At 70.3% G+C, this 21,373-nt stretch carries 18 protein-coding genes, 1 tRNA gene and 1 pseudogene; 13 read left to right on the forward strand and 7 right to left on the reverse strand.

Annotation, left to right across the window (positions count from 1 at the left end):
- The first annotated feature begins 19 nt into the window (after positions 1 to 19).
- From QM714_RS09800 to pdxY, 5 genes are all read left to right on the forward strand, one after another.
- A complete protein-coding gene (locus tag QM714_RS09800; RefSeq protein ID WP_415099923.1) occupies positions 20 to 1,357 on the forward strand; it encodes an MFS transporter in 1,338 nt (445 codons plus the stop codon).
- Positions 1,354 to 2,802, forward strand: coding sequence for a pyridoxal phosphate-dependent decarboxylase family protein (locus tag QM714_RS09805; protein WP_415099925.1), 1,449 nt, complete (start codon positions 1,354 to 1,356; stop codon positions 2,800 to 2,802). Before QM714_RS09800 ends, QM714_RS09805 begins: the two co-directional genes overlap by 4 nt.
- 46 nt (positions 2,803 to 2,848) lie before the next feature.
- Positions 2,849 to 3,535 carry a uracil-DNA glycosylase gene (locus QM714_RS09810; RefSeq protein WP_415099927.1) on the forward strand — a complete coding sequence of 229 codons (687 nt, stop codon included), beginning with the start codon at positions 2,849 to 2,851 and terminating at the stop codon, positions 3,533 to 3,535.
- A gap of 43 nt (positions 3,536 to 3,578) precedes the next feature.
- Positions 3,579 to 4,352: a dioxygenase gene (locus QM714_RS09815; protein ID WP_415099929.1), complete on the forward strand. Its 774-nt coding sequence runs from the start codon at positions 3,579 to 3,581 to the stop codon at positions 4,350 to 4,352.
- 686 nt (positions 4,353 to 5,038) lie between these two features.
- On the forward strand, positions 5,039 to 5,899 hold the full coding sequence (gene pdxY, locus QM714_RS09820; RefSeq protein ID WP_415099931.1) for a pyridoxal kinase PdxY: 861 nt from the start codon (positions 5,039 to 5,041) through the stop codon (positions 5,897 to 5,899).
- Between the two features lie 24 nt (positions 5,900 to 5,923).
- Here pdxY and QM714_RS09825 read toward each other — a convergent pair.
- Positions 5,924 to 5,995 (reverse strand) — tRNA-Thr (locus QM714_RS09825).
- Between the two features lie 75 nt (positions 5,996 to 6,070).
- On the opposite strand from QM714_RS09825, the gene malQ reads away from it, so the two are divergent.
- Together malQ and QM714_RS09835 are read left to right on the forward strand one after the other, a co-directional pair.
- The gene (gene malQ, locus QM714_RS09830) at positions 6,071 to 8,326 is read left to right on the forward strand and encodes a 4-alpha-glucanotransferase (protein WP_415101050.1); all 2,256 of its coding nucleotides are present in this window, start codon (positions 6,071 to 6,073) and stop codon (positions 8,324 to 8,326) included.
- A complete protein-coding gene (locus QM714_RS09835; RefSeq protein WP_415099933.1) occupies positions 8,317 to 9,543 on the forward strand; it encodes a DUF4032 domain-containing protein in 1,227 nt (408 codons plus the stop codon). The genes malQ and QM714_RS09835 overlap by 10 nt, the downstream gene beginning before the upstream one ends.
- A gap of 134 nt (positions 9,544 to 9,677) precedes the next feature.
- On the opposite strand, the gene QM714_RS09840 is transcribed toward QM714_RS09835, so the two are convergent.
- From QM714_RS09840 to cysS, 5 genes are all read right to left on the reverse strand, one after another.
- Complete coding sequence (locus tag QM714_RS09840) at positions 9,678 to 10,214, reverse strand: RNA polymerase sigma factor (protein ID WP_415099935.1); 537 nt, start codon at positions 10,212 to 10,214, stop codon at positions 9,678 to 9,680.
- A gap of 1 nt (position 10,215) precedes the next feature.
- Positions 10,216 to 11,040 carry a hypothetical protein gene (locus QM714_RS09845; protein ID WP_415099937.1) on the reverse strand — a complete coding sequence of 275 codons (825 nt, stop codon included), beginning with the start codon at positions 11,038 to 11,040 and terminating at the stop codon, positions 10,216 to 10,218.
- Positions 11,041 to 11,129: 89 nt separating this feature from the next.
- Positions 11,130 to 12,749 carry a metallophosphoesterase gene (locus QM714_RS09850; protein ID WP_415099939.1) on the reverse strand — a complete coding sequence of 540 codons (1,620 nt, stop codon included), beginning with the start codon at positions 12,747 to 12,749 and terminating at the stop codon, positions 11,130 to 11,132.
- Between the two features lie 26 nt (positions 12,750 to 12,775).
- Complete coding sequence (rlmB, locus tag QM714_RS09855) at positions 12,776 to 13,735, reverse strand: 23S rRNA (guanosine(2251)-2'-O)-methyltransferase RlmB (protein ID WP_415099941.1); 960 nt, start codon at positions 13,733 to 13,735, stop codon at positions 12,776 to 12,778.
- Positions 13,735 to 15,144 carry a cysteine--tRNA ligase gene (cysS, locus tag QM714_RS09860; RefSeq protein WP_415099943.1) on the reverse strand — a complete coding sequence of 470 codons (1,410 nt, stop codon included), beginning with the start codon at positions 15,142 to 15,144 and terminating at the stop codon, positions 13,735 to 13,737. The genes rlmB and cysS overlap by 1 nt, the downstream gene beginning before the upstream one ends.
- A 73-nt stretch (positions 15,145 to 15,217) precedes the next feature.
- Between cysS and QM714_RS09865 the strand changes: the two are divergent.
- A pseudogene (locus tag QM714_RS09865) lies at positions 15,218 to 15,487 on the forward strand (amino acid permease); the annotation flags it as partial.
- A gap of 83 nt (positions 15,488 to 15,570) precedes the next feature.
- On the opposite strand, the gene QM714_RS09870 reads toward QM714_RS09865, so the two are convergent.
- On the reverse strand, positions 15,571 to 17,139 hold the full coding sequence (locus QM714_RS09870) for a molybdopterin-dependent oxidoreductase (protein WP_415099945.1): 1,569 nt from the start codon (positions 17,137 to 17,139) through the stop codon (positions 15,571 to 15,573).
- 72 nt (positions 17,140 to 17,211) lie between these two features.
- Here QM714_RS09870 and ispF point away from each other — a divergent pair, with 72 nt between their 5' ends.
- The 5 genes from ispF to QM714_RS09895 all read left to right on the forward strand — a co-directional run bounded on the left by ispF (position 17,212) and on the right by QM714_RS09895 (position 21,372).
- Positions 17,212 to 17,682 (forward strand): 2-C-methyl-D-erythritol 2,4-cyclodiphosphate synthase, encoded by a 471-nt coding sequence (gene ispF / locus QM714_RS09875; RefSeq protein ID WP_415099947.1) that lies wholly within the window; start codon positions 17,212 to 17,214, stop codon positions 17,680 to 17,682.
- Positions 17,683 to 17,806: 124 nt separating this feature from the next.
- Positions 17,807 to 18,778: a thiamine pyrophosphate-dependent dehydrogenase E1 component subunit alpha gene (locus tag QM714_RS09880; protein WP_415099949.1), complete on the forward strand. Its 972-nt coding sequence runs from the start codon at positions 17,807 to 17,809 to the stop codon at positions 18,776 to 18,778.
- 17 nt (positions 18,779 to 18,795) lie between these two features.
- The gene (locus tag QM714_RS09885; protein ID WP_415099951.1) at positions 18,796 to 19,818 is read left to right on the forward strand and encodes an alpha-ketoacid dehydrogenase subunit beta; all 1,023 of its coding nucleotides are present in this window, start codon (positions 18,796 to 18,798) and stop codon (positions 19,816 to 19,818) included.
- Positions 19,818 to 21,038, forward strand: a complete 1,221-nt coding sequence (locus tag QM714_RS09890) for a dihydrolipoamide acetyltransferase family protein (RefSeq protein WP_415099953.1) — start codon at positions 19,818 to 19,820, stop codon at positions 21,036 to 21,038. Before QM714_RS09885 ends, QM714_RS09890 begins: the two co-directional genes overlap by 1 nt.
- 10 nt (positions 21,039 to 21,048) lie before the next feature.
- On the forward strand, positions 21,049 to 21,372 hold the full coding sequence (locus QM714_RS09895; protein WP_415099955.1) for a PTS sugar transporter subunit IIB: 324 nt from the start codon (positions 21,049 to 21,051) through the stop codon (positions 21,370 to 21,372).
- Position 21,373: the final 1 nt, after the last annotated feature.

A 21,373-nucleotide genomic window follows, 5' to 3' on the forward strand; every position in this document is an offset into this window, starting at 1 on the left:
GGCGTACTAGGGTGCGGCCATGTCAGCGTCGCCGGGCTCTGCGACAGCGCCTTTGAGCGGTCGCGTGCGGGTCGGCTACGGCGCTGGATCGGTGGCCACCGGGGCGTTCGGCACCGTCCCCGGATTGATGCTGCTGCCGTTCCTCACCGACAGCGTCGGGGTCGCGGCGGCAGTGGCCGGGGTGATCGTGTTCGCGCCGAAGGCCTGGGACGTGATCCTCAACCCGATCGCGGGCAGGATCAGTGACCGCACCCAGGACAGGCGAGGGCCGCGCCGCCCTTGGTTGCTGCGGGCGGGGTTGCTGCTCAGCCTCGGCTTCGCGCTGATCTTCGCGGGGCCGGCCACCGGTTCGAAGGCGATGGACGCCGGCTGGGTGCTGGTCTTCTTCCTCGCCACCGCGACGGCGTACGCCTTCTTTCAGGTGCCCTACGTGGCGATGCCGGCCGAGATGACGACGTCGTACGACGAACGCACCCGGCTGATGACCTGGCGCGTCGCGATCCTCGCGTTCACGATCATGCTCTCCGGCGCCTCCGCCCCGCTGATCCGCGATGCCGTGGGCGGTCGCGACGGCTACCGGGTGATGGGCGTCATCATGGCGGCCGTGATCCTGGTCGGTGCCCTGCTGGCCTACCGGGGCACGGCGCGGGCGCCGATCGGCAAGGTCTCCCCAGGCCCAGGGTCACTGCGCGACCAGCTGCGGATCGTCGCGGTGGACCACGACTTCCGCAACCTGCTCACCACCTTCGTGATCCAGGCGCTGGCCACTGGCTGCATGCTCGCCGGGGTGAACTACCTGGCCGAGCGAGTGCTCGACAACGAGGGCGCCGCGACCATCCTCTTCATCTGCTTCGTCGGACCCGCGTTGGTGCTGACGCCGGTCTGGTCGGTGATCGGGCAGCGCATCGGGAAGAAGACCGGCTACGTCGCGGCCTCACTGGTCCTGGCTATCGGGGCGGCGCTGGTGCTGACCGCCCGGGTCGCCCCGCCGGCTGTCGTGTTCGCGGCGACGACCCTGGTCGGGGTGGGCTACGCCGGCTGCCAGGTGTTCCCCCTCGCCATGCTCCCCGACGCGGCTGCCGTGGATGCGCGGCGCACCGGATCCAACCGAGCCGGCGTCTACACCGGAGTCTGGACCGCCGCCGAGACGCTCGGTCTGGCCCTCGGCCCGATGCTGTTCGCACTAGTGCTGGCCATCGGCGGCTACCGCTCGTCGGCCGGCGGCGATGTCGCGCAGCCGGACTCCGCCCTCACCGCCATCGTGCTCGGCTTCTCCCTGCTGCCCGCACTGCTGACCGTGGTCAGCCTGCTCTGGCTGCGCCGCTACTCCCTCGAAGCCCAGGAGGTCGACCAGTGACGGACCCGACCGAGGTCGCCGCCCGGCTGCGGCAACTCAGCGCGGCCGACCTGCCGGTGCACGGTGGCCGCACCCTCGCCTATGTCTACGACGCGGGCCTGCCCGAGGTCGACCAGCTCGGCCGTGACGCGGTCGCGGCGTACGCCGGCACGAACGGTCTCGATCCGACCGCCTTCCCCAGCCTGCTCACCATGGAGAACGAGCTGGTCGGCTTCGCCTGCGACCTGGTCGGCGCGCCTGCCGAAGCGGTCGGCACGGTCACCTCCGGTGGGACGGAGTCCTGCATGCTCGCGGTGCAGGTAGCCCGCGACGCCCGACCCGAGCTGGCGAGGCCCAACCTGGTGATCGCGAGCACGGGGCATGCCGCTTTCCGCAAGGCAGCGCACTACTTCGGGCTCGAGTTGCGCTCGATCCCTGTCAGCCCCGACTTCCGGGCCGATCCGGTCGCCATGACTGCGGCGGTCGACGACGCGACAGTGTTGGTCGTCGCGTCGGCACCGTCGTACGCCCACGGGGTCGTCGACCCGGTTCCCGAGATCGCCGCGGCGGCTGCTGAGCGGGGTGTGCGCTGCCATGTCGACGCCTGCATCGGCGGCTGGGTCCTCCCCTATGCGGTGCGACTCGACCGGGCGGTGCCGCCGTGGACCTTCGACGTCGAGGGTGTGACGTCGATGTCGCTGGACACGCACAAGTACGCCTACGCCCCCAAGGGCACCTCGATCCTGCTGCACCGCTCCGCGGCGCTGCGCAAGCCGCAGTTCTTCGCCTCGGCCGACTGGCCGGGCTACACGATGCTCAACTCGACGATGCAGTCCACCAAGTCCGGCGGGCCGCTGGCGGGCGCGTGGTCGGTGATGCAGGTGATCGGGGACGACGGCTACCAGGTCCTGGCGGAGCGCGCCTTCGAGGCCGTGGACCGGATCGTTTCCGCGATCGAGGCGCAGCCGGGTCTGCGGCTCGCCACCCGGCCCGACTCGACGCTCGTCGTCCTCGAGACAGACACCAGCTGCGACCCCTTCACGTTCTGCGACGAGATGGCCGCACGCGGGTGGTACGTCCAGCCGCAGCTGTCGTACGCCGGTCACGGGCCGACCGTCCACCTCTCGGTCAGCGCGGCCACCGCCGACCATCTCGACGAGCTCGTCGACGCCCTGGCGGAGTCGGTGGCGGCGGCGGTCTCTGCCGGTCCGGTGCAGGTGGACCAGGGCGTGGTCGCCTTCATCGAGGCGCTCGATCCCGCCTCGCTGAGTGACGAGGACTTCGACAACCTGCTGGCTGCCTCCGGGCTGGTCGGCCAATCCGCCGACGGTGGCCTGGAGCTGCCGACCCGGATGGCCTCCGTGAACGCCATGCTCGACGTCGCCTCGCCCGCAATGCGTGAGGCGCTGCTGATCGCCTTCCTCGACCGGCTCTCCCGACCGGTCCGGCCTGGGACGACCCCGTGACCTCGACGCCGTGACCTCGACACCGTGACGTCGATACGGTGAGCCGATGAGCGCACTTGCTGGACTCGTCGACAAGGGCCTGGTCGCGCCGGACTGGGCCGAGGCGTTGGCACCCGTCGACGAGCGGATCACCGCGATGGGGCAGTTCCTTCGGGAGGAGCTCGCGGCCGGGCGGCCCTATCTGCCCGCCGGCGACCGGATCCTGCGCGCCTTCCAACGACCGCTGGCCGACGTACGCGTCCTCGTCGTCGGGCAGGATCCCTATCCCACGCCGGGACACCCGATCGGTCTCAGCTTCGCGGTGGCTCGCGACGTACGCCCGCTGCCCGGCTCGCTGCGCAACATCTACCAAGAACTGCGCACCGACCTCGGCATCGAGCCGCCGGCACACGGCGACCTCACGGCGTGGAGCGATCGGGGCGTGATGCTGCTGAACAGAGTGCTCACCGTGCGCCCGGGCTCGTCCGGGTCCCACCGTGGGCGTGGCTGGGAGGAGGTCACCGAGTGCGCGATCTCGGCGCTGGCGGCTAGAGGTGGACCGCTCGCGGCGATCCTGTGGGGCAGCGACGCCCGCTCTCTCAAGCCGATGCTGGGGTCGGTCCCCTGGGTCGAGTCACCCCACCCGTCACCGCTGTCCGCAGCCAGAGGCTTCTTCGGCTCACGGCCCTTCTCCCAGGTCAACCGACTCCTCACCGAGCGGGGTGGCGAGCCGATCGACTGGTCGCTCAGCTGACCCACCGATGGAACAAAGTTGAAGAGTCAATCATTATGTAGACATGCCCGACCAGATGCCTGCTCTGTACATCGGCCATGGTGCCCCGCCACTCCTCGACGACCCGCTGTGGTCTGGCCAGCTCGCCGCCTGGTCGGCTGAGCTCCCGCGGCCCAGGGCGGTGCTGATCGTCAGCGCCCACTGGGAGTCGGCGCCGATCATGCTGTCCGCGCAGGGCGTCGACCTGGTCTACGACTTCGGTGGGTTCCCGGCGAAGTACTACCAGATGACCTACGACACCCCGGACGCCTCGGCGCTGGCCGCCAGGGTCGCCGCGTTGATGCCTGACACCGAACCCGTCCACCAGCACACCTCGCGCGGGCTGGACCACGGGGCCTGGGTGCCCCTGCGCATCATGTATCCCGACGCGGACATCCCCGTCGTGCAGATGTCGCTGCCCACCTCCGACCCGGAGCGGCTGCTGGCCATCGGGCAGCGGCTTCGTCCGCTCCGCGACGAGGGCGTGTTGATCATCGGGTCCGGCTTCTTGACCCACGGGCTGCCGTTCCTCACCGAGTGGCGCCTCGACGCCGCCGCCCCCGGCTGGTCGGTCGACTTCGACCTCTGGGCGGCCGATGCACTGGGCAGGGGCGACGTCGACACCTTGGCGGCGTACCGCTCCACCGCGCCAGGCATGCCCTACGCCCACCCGACCGTCGAGCACTTCATCCCGTTGTTCATCGCACTCGGCGCTGCCACCGATCCCGACGAGCCGCCGGCTCAAGTCATCGACGGCTACTGGATGGGCTTGGCCAAGCGCTCCTTCCAGGTCGCCTGACCGGTCGGAGTTCGCGCGGGTAGGCGCCGCTCGGACTTCCAGTTGCGCTGCCGGGTTGCTGGCGGCCTGGGATTGCGACCGACAGGGCGCCTACGCGGGGAACTGGTGCTCAGCTTTCGGCCGCTGTCCGGGTTGCTGGTCGGCTGGGGTCGCGACCGACAGGGCTCCTACGCGGAGAGGCGGTCTGTGGCCCGGGTCGCCGTCCGAGTTGCTGGTTGCCGGTAATCGCAGCGGCCCATGTGGCTGGTGTGACCAGAGTTTCGGGTCCGGGCGAGGGAGGGTCGTCGATTGGGCGCAAACGACACGCCAGACGCCGTTTCCGATGTCGTTTGCGTCCAATCGGCGGGGCCCTGGCTCCGGATCGCGCGAAGACCCATCGATTGGCCCGAAACTGCATTCTCGCCGTCCCCGATTGCGGTTTGGGCCCAAACGGCAACCCCTCGACCCGCCGGAGCCCGTCTGCCGCGGTGCTGTGGTGGCCCTGACCCATCTGCCGCGGTGCTGTGGTGGCTGAAGACCCCGTATACGAGGCACTTTGCCACCACAGCACCGCAGGAGACGCAAGAACACCGCGGCAGACGCCGAGCCGAGCAGGCCAGACCACCAGCGACCCGGCCGAGAACCCCGACCACGGCGGAGCTCACCGGCCGCGCCGCCCCTGTCGGTCACCACCTAAGCCTGGGAGAATGACCGCCGTGCGCATCTTGTCGATCCAGTCCTCGGTCGCCTACGGCCATGTCGGCAACTCGGCGGCGGTCTTCCCGTTGCAGCGATTGGGTCATGAGGTGTGGCCGGTGCTGACGGTGGTCTTCTCCAACCACACCGGCTACGGCGCCTGGCGGGGCCCGCTCCTCACTGCCGACGACGTGCGCGACGTCATCACCGGGATCGAGGAGCGTGGCGTGCTGTCGACGTGTGACGCGGTCCTGTCGGGCTACCAGGGCAGCCCCGCGATAGCGGAGGTGATTGTCGACGCCGTGGGCCGGGTGAAGGCGGCCAACCCGCGGGCGACTTACACCTGCGACCCGGTGATGGGCAACGCCAACTCCGGCTGCTTCGTCGACCCGGCCATCCCGCCGGTGATCCGTGAGCGGGTGATCCCCGTCGCGGACATCATCACACCCAACCAGTTCGAGCTCGGCTTCCTCACCGGGACGGAGCCGAAGACCCTCACCGACGTGCTGGCCTCGGCAGACCTGGCGCGCGAGATGGGCCCGTCGGTGGTGCTGGTGACCTCGGTCGAGCGGCCGGATCGACCGGCAGACACCATCGAGATGATGGCGGTGACGGGCGACGGCGCCTGGATCGTGCAGACGCCCCGGCTGCCGATGAAGGCGAACGGGTCTGGCGACATCACCGCCGCCCTGTTCACCGCTCATCTGCACGAGACCGGCTCGCCGAGCGAGGCGCTCGCGCGCACCGCGTCGTCGGTGTTCACCGTGCTCCAGGCGACCCTCGCCAGCGGCGAGCGCGAGCTGCGCCTGGTCGAGGCTCAGGACGCGATCGCAGATCCGGCCTGCGAGTTCACGCCCCGACAACTGCGCTGACGTCCACAGTCGGAGACCTCCCCGAGCCGCGTGTCAGGATTGAACTGACGACCGTCCGCTTACAAGGCGGGTGCTCTACCACTGAGCTAACGCGGCGCGCGCCACGATGCGACGCTGGGTCATCGTAACCAGCCCCGACAGGAGAGACTGGACCGTGTGAGCACCGACGATGTGAACAGCTGGCCCGAGCTGGAGGAGCTGGCCCGGCGCTATGGGGTGTCCACCGACTACTGGGACTGGCGCGGCAATCATGTGCCGGTCAGCATCGACACGGTCACAGCGGTGCTCGGGGCACTCGGGGTCGAGGCCACGACCGCGGAGGCGGTTCACGCAGCGGTGCGAGCAGCCGAGGAGGCGCCCTGGCGCAAGATGCTGCCCCCGGTCGTCGTCGCTCGAGTGGGTACGACGACGCGAGTGCTGGTCCACGTCCGCCATGGCGATCCGCTCCACGTCGACGTCGTCCCCGAGACCGGCGCCGACCCCAAGCACGGCGGCGCTGCCGCAGCCACCATCTCGATCCACCAGGTAGAGCACAACGTCGCTCCCCGTCAGATCGACGACGAGCTGGTCGGCGAGGCCGCCGTCGAGCTGCCGGTGGACCTGCCCACGGGATATCACCGCCTGCGTGCACGGTCAGGGGACCGCGAGGAGAGCGTCCTCCTGGTCGTCGCACCACGACGGCTCAAGCTGCCCGCGGAGCTGGATCGGCAGGCCTGGGGGCTGCTAGTGCAGCTCTACTCCGTGCGCTCCCACGACTCCTGGATCCTCGGCGACCTCCACGACCTGGCCAGCCTGGCCACCTGGGCCGCTGAGCTGGGCGGCGAGTTCGTCCTGGTCAACCCGTTGCACGCCGCCGAGCCGGTGCCGCCGGTGCAGAACTCGCCCTACCTGCCGACCTCACGCCGATTCGCCAGCCCGCTCTACATCCGTGTCGCCGACATCCCGGAAGTGGCGACGCTGGCGGCGACTCCGGCGGCCATCGTCGACAAGTACGCCGCCACCGTCCGCCAGCACGAGGCCGACGAGCTGCTCGACCGCCAGGAGGCCTGGTCGGCGAAGCTGGGTGCGCTCGACGCCGTCTTCACCGCCCGCCGCTCCCCCGCCCGCCAGGCCGCGTTCACGGCCTTCCGAGAGCGCGAGGGCACAGCGTTGACCCGATTCGCGACCTGGTGCGCGCTGGTCGAGCATCTCGGGCCACCCGAGACCTGGCCGGAGTGGGCAGCCGACCCCGCGTCAGCGGAGGTCGCGGCGATCAGCGAGGAGCTCTCGGACCGGATCGAGTTCTTCTGCTGGCTCCAGTGGATCTGCGACGAGCAGCTCGCCGCCGCCCAGGCCGCCGCGGTCGACGCCGGGATGCGGATCGGCGTCGTCACCGACCTCGCCGTCGGCGTGCACCCCCGCGGTGCCGACGTCTGGGCGCTCGGCGACGCCCTGGCCACCGGCGTCACGGTCGGCGCCCCGCCCGACGCTTTCAACCAGCTCGGCCAGAACTGGTCGCAGCCCCCGTGGCGGCCGGATCGACTCGCCGAGCTGGAGTATGCGCCGTACGTCGCCATGCTCCGCGCCGCATTGCGACATGCCGGCGGACTGCGCGTCGACCACGTGATGGGGTTGTTTCGGCTGTGGTGCATTCCCGCGGGCCGACCCGCCCACGAGGGCGCCTACCTGCGCTACGACCACGAGGCGATGGTCGCGATCTTGATGGTCGAGGCCGAGCGCGCCGGAGCGTTCGTCGTGGGAGAAGACCTCGGTGTCGTGGAGCCGTTCGTGCGGGACTATCTCGCCGACCGCGGCATCCTCGGCACCTCCATCTTGTGGTTCGAGTACGACCGGGCGACCCCTCGGCCGCCGGAGACCTATCGCGAGCTCTGCCTGGCGTCGGTGACGACGCATGATCTTCCCCCGACCTCGGGCTATCTCGCCGGCGACCACGTCCGTCTGCGCGAGGCGCTCGGGCTGCTCACCCGGCCGGTCGAGGAGGAGCTGACCGCGGCCGAGGTCGAGCGGGAGGCGTTCTTGGCACTCGCGCGCGAGCGCGGACTGCTCGCCGACCGGCCAGGCATCCGGCCGGAGGTCGAGGAGCAGGTCGAGGCGCTGCACGCGCTGCTGGCCCGGGCGCCCTCGCGACTGCTCGGGGTGTCACTGGCCGATCTGGTCGGCGAGCGCCGCACCCAGAACCAGCCCGGCACCGACCAGGAGTACCCCAACTGGCGCATCCCACTCGCAGGGCCCGACGGTCGGCACGTGTTCGTGGAGGATCTACCGCATTGCACACGGGCCACGAGCCTGCTCGGCCGGCTCATCGACGAGCAGCACCCCTCCGACACCGAGCAGACCGGGCCGTCGGAGCAACCCCGACAGCCCGAGCAACCCCGACAGCCCGAGCAACGCAGCAACGCAGAAGAGGTGCGGCGAGCATGGCCCTGACCATCAAGGCGAACCGACCCGATCCGGCGATCCTGACGCTCCCGTGGTCGACACCACTGGAGGAGTGGGGGGAGCCGTACGTCGTACCCCTGCCGCGCGGCCTCTCCCGACACGTCGTGCGCATCGTCCGACTCGGCAGCCGGATCTATGCCGTCAAGGAGACCGTCGAGACGATGGCGCTGCGGGAATACCGCATGCTGCGCGACCTGCAGCGCCTCCGCCTCCCGACCGTCATCCCGCAGGCCGTGGTGAGCGGGCGGGTGGACGGGGACGGCAACCCCCTCCCCGCCGCCCTGCTCACCGAGCACCTGAGGTTCTCCCTCCCCTATCGCAGCCTGTTCGCCCACGGCGTGACCATCGAGCACATCCCGCAGCTCGTCGACGCCATGGTGGTGCTTCTGGTGCGGCTGCACCTAACCGGCTTCTACTGGGGCGACGTCTCACTCTCCAACGTCTTGTTCCGCCGCGACGCCGGCGGGTTCACGGCGTACCTCGTCGATGCGGAGACCGGCGAGCTCCACGCCGCGCTGTCACCACAGATGCGCGCCAACGACGTCCTCGTCGGCTGCGAGAACATCTTCGGAGAGCTGCTCGACCTGGAGGCGATGCTCGGCCTCGAGGACGGTCTCGGGGGCGAGGAGATCGTGGCGATGCTCGAGAGCCGCTATCTGGCTCTGTGGCTCGAGCTGACCGGCGAGGAGGAGTTCTCCGACGACGAGATGTGGCGCATCGAGCAGCGCATCGAGCGCCTCAACGACCTCGGCTTCGATGTGGCCGAGCTCGACATCGTCACCGACTTCGACGGCGACAAGGTGCTGATCCAGCCGAAGGTGGTCGAGCTGGGCCACCACCAGCGGGAGCTGCAGTCGCTCACCGGGTTGTACGTCGAGGACGGCCAGGCCCGACGGCTGCTCAACGACATCGCCTCCTACACCGCCAGCCGTGATCTCGGCCGCGAGGACCGCGCCCTGGTGGCGAACCGCTGGCTGCTCGAGATCTACGACCCGTTGATCGCGATGGTCCCCCCTGAGGCGCGCGGCAAGCTCGAGCCGGCGGAGGTCTACCACGAGGTGCTGGTGCACCGGTGGTATCTCTCCGAGCGGGCCGGGCACGAGGTCGACATCTTCACCGCCGCCCGCGACTACATCGACCACGTCTTGCTGACCAAGCCCGAAGAGGCGATTACTGCCGACGTGACCCCCGAGGACCCCGACTGATCACCTGACCGACTGATCTCCCGACCCGGCGTAGCGATCCTTGGTCGCCAGCGCGAGAGCAGGTCGACGGCGAGCCGGTGATCGCGATACGACTCTTCAGGATCGGCAGTTCTCGCTGGAGACGTGACGGGCGCTCAGCCGATGGCGGTGGTCACCGTCGCGGTGGGCTCTGCCACGAGCGCCCGGATGGCCGGGTCGGATGCAAGGGTTTGGCGGGCGCGGTGCAGACGCACCCTGGCCGTGCCGGGGCGGACGCCGAGCGCGACCGCGAGCTCGGCCGGGCTGAGGCCCTCCCACGCCACGAGTTGAAGGACCTCGCGGTCGTTGGGGGGCAGTCGCGCCACGGCGGCGGCGACCACGGACGCCCTGCGGTCGCTCCGTGGCGGGTCGGTGGACGGTTCAGGACGGGCGGCGAGCTCGTTGGCCAGCTCACGGTCGCGCCGCTGCTCGCGGCCGTCGGCCTTGAGCAGAGTGCGGGCGACGCCGAAGAGCCAGGCCCGTCGCAGCATGGGTGCGGGCAGGTCCGCGCGGCGCCGCCAGGCCACGACGTAGACCTCGGCGGCCAAGTCCTCGGCGCTCGCGGCGCCTCGGCGGTGCGCATAGGCGAGCACGTCGCGGACCGTGGCGCCGTAGAGCTCCTCGAACTGCTCGGCGTCAATGGCACCTCGCACGTCACCGCTCCGGGTAGAGCGGGTCGGCCTGCGTGAGATCGGGCACAAGCTCGGCCACGCAGGCGCCGCTGTCCTTGGCAAGAATGCGGCCCACGGCGGCTGGATCACGGCCTTCCACCGCCTGACCCAGCGGGCCGAGATAGAAGAACAGGCTCTCGTCTCGGTAGTGCTCGGTGGTGACGTTGCCCTCTTCGTCGGCGACCTTCTGGGTCTTCATCCGGCTGTAGGGCTCGGGATCGATCGCGGTGACAGCCGGCCACGTCGGCGCCGCCTGGATCATGTCGATCGCCTCCGCGCGAGCGGCCTGGTCGTTGTCTCGGGTCGCTGCCGCCCACTGGTTCGACCACGAGCAGAGCGCCATCTTGGCCGTCCAGGCCCGGACGTTGCCGGTCGTGGTGAACTCGTCGGTCCCCGCGAACCGCTCGTCATGGACCTGGTCTCGCAGGGAGATCTCACGAGCCTCACGGCTCGGGAACGGGATGTCCACGGTCTCCTCCGCGATGACGTCGCCGAAGTCCGGGGCTGCGAGCATCAGCTTCTCGCCCGGTCCACCCAGACGAAGGTCCTCCGCGTCCACCGGCCCCTCCCCCGTGCGGGCCGTGATGAGGTCTGCGGCGGCCAGTCCGGAGCTGCCGAGCACCGCCGCGCCGATGATGGCAGCCACGCCGACCCGGACGCCGACCCGGCGCCGACGGCCCTGGTCCCCGATCACTCGAGCCGTATGGGTCCAGATCTGCTCGAGCTCGGCGCCCGGCGATTCGGGCACGGGCGGCGCGGCGTCGGCCAGGAGCCGATCGTGTGCGTCGGTCCAAGACGTCGGGTTCATGATGTCCTCCCAGAAGAGGTCGAGGTCAGATACACCTCTACCTGTCCAAGCGTTACAGCGGCCGACGCCACCGACATCGCCAGGGACGCTCACTCATAGGTCAGCTCGGTGTAGTCGCCGACGGTGAAGGTGCCGTCGGTCTGCAACGTGACCGGCTGGAGTCCAACCGGGCGACCGTCGTGATAGCTGAGCAGGGTGACCACGGCCTCGCGCTTGGGCTTCGAGCCGACGGCGATGGCGTAGGCCGCCCCGCCGGTGGTGCCGTTGGTGAAGGTGTAGCCCGTCGAGCCGTTTGCGCCGCGGATCTTGGTCGGGCCGCTGAGCACGTGCGTGTGTCCACCGACCACCAGATCGACGCAGCCGCGGTTCAACGCCTCGCGGCCGAGGTTCGCGTCGTGCACGATCACGGTGCTGATCCGGGTCTTCGCCGCACAGGCCTGATCGGCCACCCACTCTTCGGTCTCGGCGAAGGTGCTGCCGGTCTCGTCGCGCCAGGCACCCAGGCCCGACGAGCGAGGGTCGTCGACGCCCCACAGGACGGCGTCGCCGGGACCGGTGATGGACTTGCCGTCCAGGTGGGTCCAGCCGAGCTTGTGGAGGTAGCGCACGACGAAGCCACCGTGATCGTGGTTGCCGGCGATCAGATAGCGGTCGTAGTCGGCGAACGCCTCCTCCAGCGAGTCCAGGCTGAAGGCCTCCCACGTGGACCCCGCCGAGGTGTCGTCCCCGGCGTCGAAGATGGCTGTGGCGCCCCCGGCGTCGCCGATGGCGCGAGCCACCGGATCCATCCCGACGTTGTCGTGGCGGTCGGACACGATGAGGACCACCGTGTCCCCCCGCAGTGGCTGACGCAGTGGAAGGGTCGCGGCCTCGTCGGTGGCGACGGCGTACCACTCCTTGCTCTGCCGATAGGTCGCGACCGCGCTCTGCACCAGCCGGCGTACGTCGGACGTCGCGGCGTCATCGGTCACCTCGACGCCGCCGAGCTCTTGGGGCAGCGACACACCTGCGGCCTCCGCCAGCGGGATCCACTGTTGTTTGATCCTGGCGTCGGGCGCGCGCCAGGGTTGGACCACGAGCAGGCCGACCACGATCATCGCCGCCAGGGTGACCAGCGCACCACGCCACGAGCGCACGACCGCGAGCAGGTCGGCGCGTCGGGCCTTGCCGAGCAGGAACCACAGCGCGATCGGCAACGCCGCGAGCACGGCGCCGCGGAGCGCAGCCGCGAGCGCCATCGAGTTCACCGCGGAGTGCATCACCGCGATCTGACCTTCGGGGTGGCTGGCCAAGAAGGCATAGCGCTGGACCAGATCTTGGACCGAGTCGACCTCGGTCTTGCCTAGGTCGAGGTTCAGGCCCAGCCCCTGACTGGTCGGGATCCGTGCATCCGGCAGCACCGGTCCGGTGTTGACCACGAGATGACCGCTGAGGTTGGGGGTGACCACGGTCTGGTGGCCGGCAAACAGGACGACGCGACTGGAGTGCAAGAACAGCAAGGAGCCGAGCAGCCCGGTCAGCAGCAGCCAACCGATCAGCACCGCGCCAGCGAGCATCAGCTCGCGCCGTCGGCGCGCCCACGGCGCCGGGTCCGCGGCCCGGTCAACGGCCCCGTCGACGGCCCCGTCGACGGCCCCGTCGACGGTCTGCTTCCCGGCTCCCTCGACGGCTCCCTCGTCAGCCTGCTCGCTGCCCTCGCCGGCGGTCACGACTCACCCTTTGCGCTTCGTCGGGCTCAGGCGCGGGCGCGGGCGATCGCATAGAGCGCGACCGAAGCGGCGACACCGGCGTTGAGGGACTCCAGCTGGTTGGCCATCGGGATCGAGACGAGGTGGTCACAGGTCTCGCGGACCAGCCGGCCGAGGCCCTTGCCCTCCGAGCCGACTACAAGCACCAGGGGTCCGCTCGCCAGGTCGAGGTCCGTGGAGTCGAGCTCGGGCAGCGCGAGGTCACCGGCCGCGTCGAGGCCGACGACGACACAGCCGGCCTCCTGGTAGGCCTTGAGCTGGCGGACCAGGTTGACCACCTGGGCCACCGGGATGCGTGCCGCCGCTCCGGCCGACGTCTTCCACGCCGCGGCGGTGATGCCCGCCGCTCGCCGCTCGGGGATGACCACGCCGTGGGCGCCGAATCCTGCCGCCGAGCGCACCACCGCGCCGAGGTTGCGCGGATCGGTCACCGAGTCCAGCGCCACGACCAGCGGCGGCTCGCCGAGCTCGTCCGCGCGGACGAGCAGGTCGTCGGCGTGCGCGTAGTCGTACGGCGGCACGCGGGCGGCCAGGCCCTGATGCCCGGACACGCCGGTCATCCGGTCCAACTCGGCACGGGTCACCTCGAGCAGGCTGATCCTCGCGTCGGCCGCCAACCGGAAGGCCTCCCTGAGTCGACCGTCGCGCTCGGCCCCCTCGGCGACGTACAGCGCCGAGACCGGGATCTCCGCCTGCAGCGCCTCGATGACGGCGTTGCGCCCGACCACCCATTCGGCATCGCTGGATCCGCCCTTCCGCTTGGGTTGGGCGGCGGCGGCGCGCTCTGACTGGGCCCGCTTCTTGTGGGCCTTGTGGTAGGGCCGGTCGACAGCCTTCGGGGTCGGGCCCTTGCCCTCGAGGCCGCGCCGAACCCGTCCGCCGGAGCCGACGGCGGGCTTCTTGTTGGACTTGCGGACGGCCCCGCGCCGCTGAGAGTTGCCTGCCATCAGATCGACCAGACCGATCCGGTCGGGGCGTCCTCGATCTCGATCCCGGCCTCCTTGAGGCGACCCCGGATCGTGTCGGCCAGCGCCCAGTCCTTGGCCGCCCGGGCCTCCGCGCGCTCCTGCAGCAGGCTCTCCACCAGTGTCTCGAGTGCTGCCTCCAGCTTGGCGTCGTGTGCGTCGGTGACGCTCCCCCAGGCGGGGTCGGCCGGGTTCAGTCCGAGCACGTCGAGCATCCCGGTCACCTCGCCGGCGATCCGGATCGCGCCGGCCTGGTCGCCTTCGGCCAACAGCCGGTTGCCGTCGCGCACCGAGTCGTAGATCACCGCGACCGCGGCGGGAGTGCCGAGGTCGTCGTCCATCGCGGCAACGAACGCCTCCGGCAGTCCCGCCGCCGGCACCACTGCACCCACATCCGCGGCGCGGTCGAGGAACCCCTCGATCCGACGGAACCCTGCTGCTGCCTCGTCGAGCGCCTCGAAGGAGAACTCGACGTGCGAGCGGTAGTGCGCGGCCACGATGTAGAACCGCAGCTCGATCCCGCGCACCCGTTTGAGCACCTCCGGCACCAGCAGCGAGTTGCCCAGCGACTTGCTCATCTTCTCGCCGGCGGTGGTGATCCAGGCGTTGTGCATCCAATACGACGCGAACGGTCGACCGGCTGCCCGGGACTGTGCCTGCTCGTTCTCGTGGTGGGGGAAGCGCAGGTCCACCCCACCACCGTGGATGTCGAACGCGGCACCGAGATACTTCCCCGCCATCGCCGAGCACTCGATGTGCCAGCCCGGCCGGCCACGACCGTAGGGCGAGGGCCAGGCGGCAGTTTCCGGCTCGGCGCCGGCCTTGAACCCCTTCCACAGCGCGAAGTCGCGCGGGTCGCGCTTGCCGCGCGGGTCGGCGTCCTCGGCCGGCTCCATGTCGTCGACCCCTTGCCGGGTCAGCTCGCCGTACGACGGCCAGGAGCGCACGTCGAAGTAGACGTCACCCGACCCGTCCTCCGCGGCATAGGCGTGACCCGCGGCGACCAGTTCGCCGATCAGCTCGAGGATCTCCGGGATGTGGCCGGTGGCGGCCGGCTCATAGGTCGGTGGCAGCACATTGATCGAGGCAAGCGCCCGATCGAGCTCCCGATGCATGGTGTAGCCCAGGTTGAACCACGGGATCCCCTGATCGGCCGCCTTCGTCAGGATCTTGTCGTCGATGTCGGTGACGTTGCGGATAAAGGTGACGTGATAGCCCCGGTAGGTCAGCCAGCGCCGCAGCACATCGAAGTTCACCGCCGAGCGCACATGGCCGACGTGCGGCTCGGACTGGACCGTGAGCCCGCAGACGTAGACACCTACCCGTCCCTCGACCAGGGGGGCGAAGTCGCGCAGCTCGCGCGCAGCGGTGTCATAGAGCCTCAGAGTCACCCCGCGAGTCTAAGCCTGGATCCGTGGAGGGGCGCCGTCGCGAGCGGCACCGGAGGGGTGCGATGGCAAGGCGCTGGCGCGAAGGCAGACTGGGCGTCTTTCGAGCGTGCGGCAACGCAGCCAGGGCGCCGCTCGTTTCGACATCGTCTTCCTGCTCATCGCAGCCGTCGTCGGGCTGGAGACGCTGAGGGCGGTGTCGACCTTCGGAGCGGAAGCGTTCACCTGGACGCTCGTGCTCGCGATCACGTTCTTGATCCCCTACGGCCTGGTGTTCGCCGAGACCGGCGGCGCCTTCACCGAGGAGGGTGGCGCGTGCACGTGGGTGCGCGACGCGTTCGGTCGTGACCTGTCGCCGCATGCGATCGACAAGTTCACCGGTCTGAAGACCACCTGGCTGCATCGGCCGGAGTGACGCCGCCCGGACGGTCACTCTGCCTCGGCGGTGAAGTCGACGGTGTGCCAGCCGGTCGCACCGTCGGGCACCACGTCGGCGATCTCTCCGGTCTGCACCTCACCGGTCTTGTCGATGGCCCGCACCGCCACCTGGTGATCGCCCTCGGCGACGTCGATGGTCGTCATCCACTGCACCCAGGTGTCGTCGGTCGGCACGTGCCCGACGACGGCGGTCACCCACTCGCCGCCGTCGAGTGACACCTCCACCGATCTGATGCCGGTGGTCTGGGCCCAGGCCAGGCCTCCGACCTTCAGTTGTCCCACTGGGACGGAGTCGCCCGAGGACGGCACGTCGATCCGCGACGACAGCTTGACCGGGGCGAGCTCGGCCCATCCTCGCTGGACCCAGTAGGGCTCGATCTTGTCGAAGCGGGTGATCTCCATGTCGACCACCCACTTGCAGGCGGAGACATAGCCGAAGAGTCCAGGCACGATCGTGCGGACCGGGAAGCCGTGCTCGATCGGCAGCGGCTCACCGTTCATGGCCAGCGCCAGCATCGCCTGGCGGTCGTCGAGCAGGGTGGACAGCGGCGTGCCGCACGTCCATCCGTCCTCCGATGTCTGCAGCACGGCGTCCGCATCTGCTTGCACGCCGGCCTTCTCGAGCAGGCCCTTCAGCAGCACGCCGCTCCACCAGGCGTTGCCGATCAGATCACCGCCGACCGGGTTCGACACACAGTTCAAGGTCATCCACAGCTCGGTCTTCTCCATGTCGAGCAGGTCCTGATAGGTCAGCTCGTAGGGATGGTCGACCAGCCCATGGATGCGCAGCTTCCACGCGGTCGGGTCGATGGTGGGGGTCGTGATGACGGTGTGCACGATGTAGAAGTCGTCGTTCTCGGTCAGCCACGGGGTCAGCCCCCGCAGTCCGAGGCGCGCTCGCGCCGGGATGGCCGGCATCGTCACCCCGTCGAGACGGACCAGACTGCGCGCCTCCTCCACGGCGCGAGCGCCCGCACCCTTGACGCGAGTGAGGACGCCCACCCCCACCGAGGCCGAGCCGACGACCCCCACCCGGACGAGGAAGCCGCGCCGACTGAGCAGCCCCGGCGTGTCGACCCCGGATGCTCCGCTCGCGTCGCTCGTGCCCTCAGCGCGCCGGGAGGCCGCGACCGTGGTCAACCCGCCGGCCAGCCAGGCGAACACGGCGAGCCAGGTCAGGTAGCCCGCCACCACTGGCACCAGCCGGGTCGGCGTGCCCTGTGGTCCGGTGAGGACTGCGGCAACCGCCAGCCCACCCATCGCGGTGAAGACCGCAACCGCGCCCCAGGAGTGTCGACGCCCGAGCAGTCCGGCCGCGGCGAAGCAGAGCAGGGAGCCGATCACCGTGCCCGCCACCAGGAGCGGTTTGTCCCAGTGCCCGACCAGCGCGATCAGCTTCTCGGCGAGGTGACCGGGGGTGACCCGGATGACCATCTCCGCGACCGCCACCACTGGCTGCTCACGCACCACCAGCAACACCGAGGCGAGCAGGCTGACGACCAGCCCGGCCAGGCCGCCGAACAGCCCAGCCACCACCCACGCGGTGCGTGACGACCTCACCCGATCGATTGTGACGCATCCCTGCCAGACCGGCCCCGCCGGTCATGGGCCACGATCGGGCATGATGCGACTGTGACTGGCGATCGGGTGGGCATCGGAGTCGACGTGCACCGTCTGGTAGCCGGCGTCCCGCTACATCTGGCCGGCCTGGACTGGCCGGAGGAGCCGATGGGCCTAGAAGGCCACTCCGACGGCGACGTGGCGGCACACGCCGCGTGCGACGCGCTGCTGTCGGCGGCCGGCCTGGGCGACCTCGGCAGCAACTTCGGCACCGCCGACCCGGCCTGGGCCGGCGCCTCGGGGGTCACCCTGCTCACCGAGACGGTGGACCGTGTGCGCGAGGCCGGGTTCGGCATCGACAACATCGCGATCCAGGTGATCGGCAACCGACCCCGCTTGGCGGCACGGCGCGCGGAGGCGGAGCAGATCCTGACCGCCGCCGTCGGGGCACCCGTCTCAGTGTCGGCCACCACCACCGACGGCCTCGGCCTCACCGGCCGCGGCGAGGGCATCGCCGCCATCGCCACCGCCCTCCTCCACTGACGGCCTCCACTGGCGGCCTCCACTGGCGGCTCCGTCGGCCCCTTGCGCCGGGTGATCGCCGTCACCTACGATCGGAACGTACGTGACAACGATTTGCACGATTGTGCATAGGAGGCAGGACGGGATGAGCGGAGCGCCGCTGGCCAGCCCGGAGAACGCGCGTCGGACCCTCGAGACCATGTGGACGATCCGACGCTTCGAGGAGGCGGTCGACGATCTGTTCGCCCGCGGCCTGATGCACGGCACGATGCACCTGTCCATCGGAGAGGAGGCGTCGGCGACCGGCATCTGCCTGGCCCTGCGCGAGGACGATGCGATCACCTCGACGCACCGCGGCCATGGTCATTGCATCGCCAAGGGCGCCGACCTGGTCCGGATGATGGCCGAGTTGCTCGCCAAGGAGACCGGCTACTGCCGTGGCCGCGGCGGCTCGATGCACATCGCCGACGTGGCGACCGGCAACCTGGGCGCCAACGGCATCGTCGCCGGCGGCATTCCGATCGCCACCGGCGCCGCGCTCGCCTTCAAGATGCGTGGCGAGGACCGCGTGGTCGCCTGCTTCTTCGGCGACGGCGCCACCAACGAGGGCGCCTTCCACGAGGCGGTCAACCTGGCCGCGATCTGGAAGCTGCCGGTGGTCTTCGTCTGCGAGAACAACAAGTACGGCATGTCCTTCTCCACCGAGAAGGCGTTCGCCATCGAGCACATCGCCGACCGCGCCGCGGCGTACGGCTTCCCCGGCGTGACCGTCGACGGCAACGACGTGGTCGCGGTCTACGACGCAGCGCAGACCGCGGTCGACCGCGCCCGCGCCGGCGACGGCCCCACCTTGATCGAGACGCTGACCTACCGCTGGAAGGGGCACAGCAAGTCCGACAAGAACCTCTACCGCACCAAGGACGAGATCGCCGAGTGGCGAGACGACGACCCGATCCCCGACTTCGAGCGGAAGGTCGTCGAGGCCGGGCTGCTCACCGAGGACGAGATCGCCCAGGTCCGCGCCGAGGTGATGGACCGGCTCCGCGACGCCGTCCGCACCGCCAACGCCGCCCCCGACGCCGATCCGGCCGACCTGCTCACCGCGGTCTACGCCTGAGAGCCCGAGGACACCTGATGACTGTGCAGACCACATCCGCGGCGGCCGAGACCGGCGACCGCATCATCACCTATGCCGAGGCCGTCCGGGAGGCGATCGGCCAGGCCATGGAGGCCGACGATCGCGTCTTCATGCTCGGTGAGGACATCGGCGTCTACGGCGGCGCGTTCGGCGTCAGCGGAGATCTCTACCACCGCTTCGGCGCCGAGCGCATCCGAGACACCCCGATCTCCGAGCTCGGCATCGTCGGCGCCGCCGTCGGCGCCGCCCTGGCTGGCATGCGCCCCATCGTGGAGATCCAGTTCTCCGACTTCACCAACCAGGCGATGGACCAGATCGTCAACCAGGCGGCCAAGATCCACTTCATGCTCGGCGGCGCGACCAGCGTGCCGATGGTGCTGCGGGCGCCCCTCGGCTCCGGCACCGGGGCCGCGGCCCAGCACTCACAGAGCCTGGAGGCCTGGTTCGCCCATGTGCCCGGCCTCAAGGTCGTCATGCCGGCGACCGCGGCCGACGCCAAGGGCCTGCTGCTCGCGGCGATCGACGATCCCAACCCGGTCATCGTGCTGGAGCACAAGCTGCTCTACCGCGAGTCCGGGCCGGTGCCGACCGAGGCGGTGCGCACCCCGCTCGGCGAGACCGCCGTACGCCGTGAGGGCGGCGACCTGACCATCGTCGCCACCGGCGTGATGGTGTCCCGATCCCTGGCTGCCGCGGAGGAGCTCGCGGGCGAGGGCATCGAGGCGACCGTCATCGACCCACGCACACTCAGCCCGCTCGACGACGCCCCCATCCACGAGAGCGTCTCGCGCACCGGTCGGGTGCTACTCGTCCAGGAGGCGCCGGGGCACACCGGCTTCACCGCCGAGATCGCAGCCCGGATCGCCGGATCGGACACGATCTACCGGCTCCTCGCCCCGATCAAGCGGCTCTCCGGGCTCGACGTCCCGATCCCCTATGCCCCTCAGCTCGAGAAGGCCTGCGTGCCGCAGACACCCGACATCGTCGACCAGGCCCGCACCCTGGCGAAGGAGTCCTGATGGCCCGGCTGGCGATCCGGATGCCCAAGATGTCGATGACGATGACCGAGGGCGAGGTCTCGGAGTGGCACGCCAAGGTCGGCGACGAGGTCGCCGTCGGTGACGTGGTCTGCGAGGTGATGACCGACAAGGTCGACATGGAGGTCGAGAGCACCGTCGCCGGCACCCTGGTCGAGATCGTCGTCGAGTCCGGCATGGCCGAAGTCGGTGCGCCCATCGCCTGGGTCGAAGGCGAGGACGACGGTGGCGGCTTCGGCGACCTGCTGCTCGAGCCTGAGCCCGAGCCTGAGCTGGCCGCCTCCGTCGAGGTCGAGGAGCCGGCCGAGCCGTCCGTCGAGGCCGTCGGCGCCACGCCTGAACCCTCTTCGACGACCGAACCCGTCCGACCCACCGGGCCCACTCCGGCGATCCCTCGCGCCCGGGGCCTGGCCCGCGAGCATGGCATCGATCTGGAGGCCATCTCGGGCTCCGGTCCCGACGGCCTGGTCACCGTGTCCGACGTGGAGGCCAAGCTCACCCCGGTCACCCCCGCCGCGCCGGTCGTGACGGCAGCACCAGCCGTAGCCAGCGCACCAGCGGCCGAGCCGGTCTCGGCCGACCGTCGCGCTGCCGTACGCGCCATCGTGGCTCGCACCATGGAGCCGAGCGCTCTCATCCCGCAGTTCACCGTCTGGCGCGACCTAGAACTCGACACCGCGGACGCGCACCGCAACGGGGTGTCGTGGAACACGCTGTTGCTCAGTTCCTACGCCAAGGCGCTGCGCGAGGTGCCCGAGTTGCTCTCCCGCTGGGAGGACGGTCGACCCGTCGACTCCGGCCCGCCGGCGGTCGCCGTGGCCGTCGCCACCGGGCGCGGTCTGCTGGTCCCGGTCATGGCGGAGCCGGATGCGATGACGCCCACCGAGCTCGACGCCGAGCTCAAGGCAGTGATCGCCGAGGCGCAGCGCGGCAAGATCGCCCCCGGCCACCTGGCCATCGCCAACGGCTCGCTGTCCAACCTCGGCGGCATGGGCGTGGACAGGTTCCAGGCGCTGTTGACGCCGCCGCAGGCCTCGGTGCTGTCGGTCGGCTCGATCAAACAGCGCCCGGTCGCGGTGCCCGGTGGTGTCGGGCTCGCGCTCACCGTCACGGTGGGTCTGACCATCGACCATCGCGTGGCCGACGGCATGCACGGTGCCCGACTGTTGGACATCCTCGCGCGTCGCCTCGTCGAGGGGTGACGTCGGCTGATTGGCTGACCAGACACCGCTCCACCAACACGACAAGGAGGTCGTGCACATGAAGAAGGTGCTCGTCATCTGCGGCACCGGAGTAGCCACCTCGACCGTGGTCGCTACCGAGATCCGGGAGCACTGCGCGTCGCATGGGATCGACGTCTCGGTGGCCCAAGGCAAGGTCATGGACCTGCTCTCCGGCAACCCCGACGTCGACCTGATCGTCTCGACCACCGAGGTGCCGGACACCATCACGGTCCCGGTGGTCGCCGGCCTGCCCTTCCTCACCGGGATGGGCAAGGACGGCGCCCTCGAGGAGATCACCCGCGCCTTGAGCTAGC

This window comes from Nocardioides sp. (genome assembly GCF_047602075.1).
Lineage (GTDB): Bacteria > Actinomycetota > Actinomycetes > Propionibacteriales > Nocardioidaceae > Nocardioides.

Bases quoted from the DNA above. Each gene is read 5' to 3' on its own strand.
- QM714_RS09835 (WP_415099933.1), top strand. From the start codon at position 8,317: ATGGCCCTGACCATCAAGGCGAACCGACCCGATCCGGCGATCCTGACG.
- QM714_RS09885 (WP_415099951.1), top strand. From the start codon at position 18,796: ATGACTGTGCAGACCACATCCGCGGCGGCCGAGACCGGCGACCGCATC.
- rlmB (WP_415099941.1), bottom strand. From the start codon at position 13,735: ATGGCAGGCAACTCTCAGCGGCGCGGGGCCGTCCGCAAGTCCAACAAG.
- pdxY (WP_415099931.1), top strand. From the start codon at position 5,039: ATGACCGCCGTGCGCATCTTGTCGATCCAGTCCTCGGTCGCCTACGGC.
- QM714_RS09845 (WP_415099937.1), bottom strand. From the start codon at position 11,040: ATGAACCCGACGTCTTGGACCGACGCACACGATCGGCTCCTGGCCGAC.
- QM714_RS09880 (WP_415099949.1), top strand. From the start codon at position 17,807: ATGAGCGGAGCGCCGCTGGCCAGCCCGGAGAACGCGCGTCGGACCCTC.
- QM714_RS09815 (WP_415099929.1), top strand. From the start codon at position 3,579: ATGCCCGACCAGATGCCTGCTCTGTACATCGGCCATGGTGCCCCGCCA.
- QM714_RS09800 (WP_415099923.1), top strand. From the start codon at position 20: ATGTCAGCGTCGCCGGGCTCTGCGACAGCGCCTTTGAGCGGTCGCGTG.
- QM714_RS09810 (WP_415099927.1), top strand. From the start codon at position 2,849: ATGAGCGCACTTGCTGGACTCGTCGACAAGGGCCTGGTCGCGCCGGAC.
- QM714_RS09890 (WP_415099953.1), top strand. From the start codon at position 19,818: ATGGCCCGGCTGGCGATCCGGATGCCCAAGATGTCGATGACGATGACC.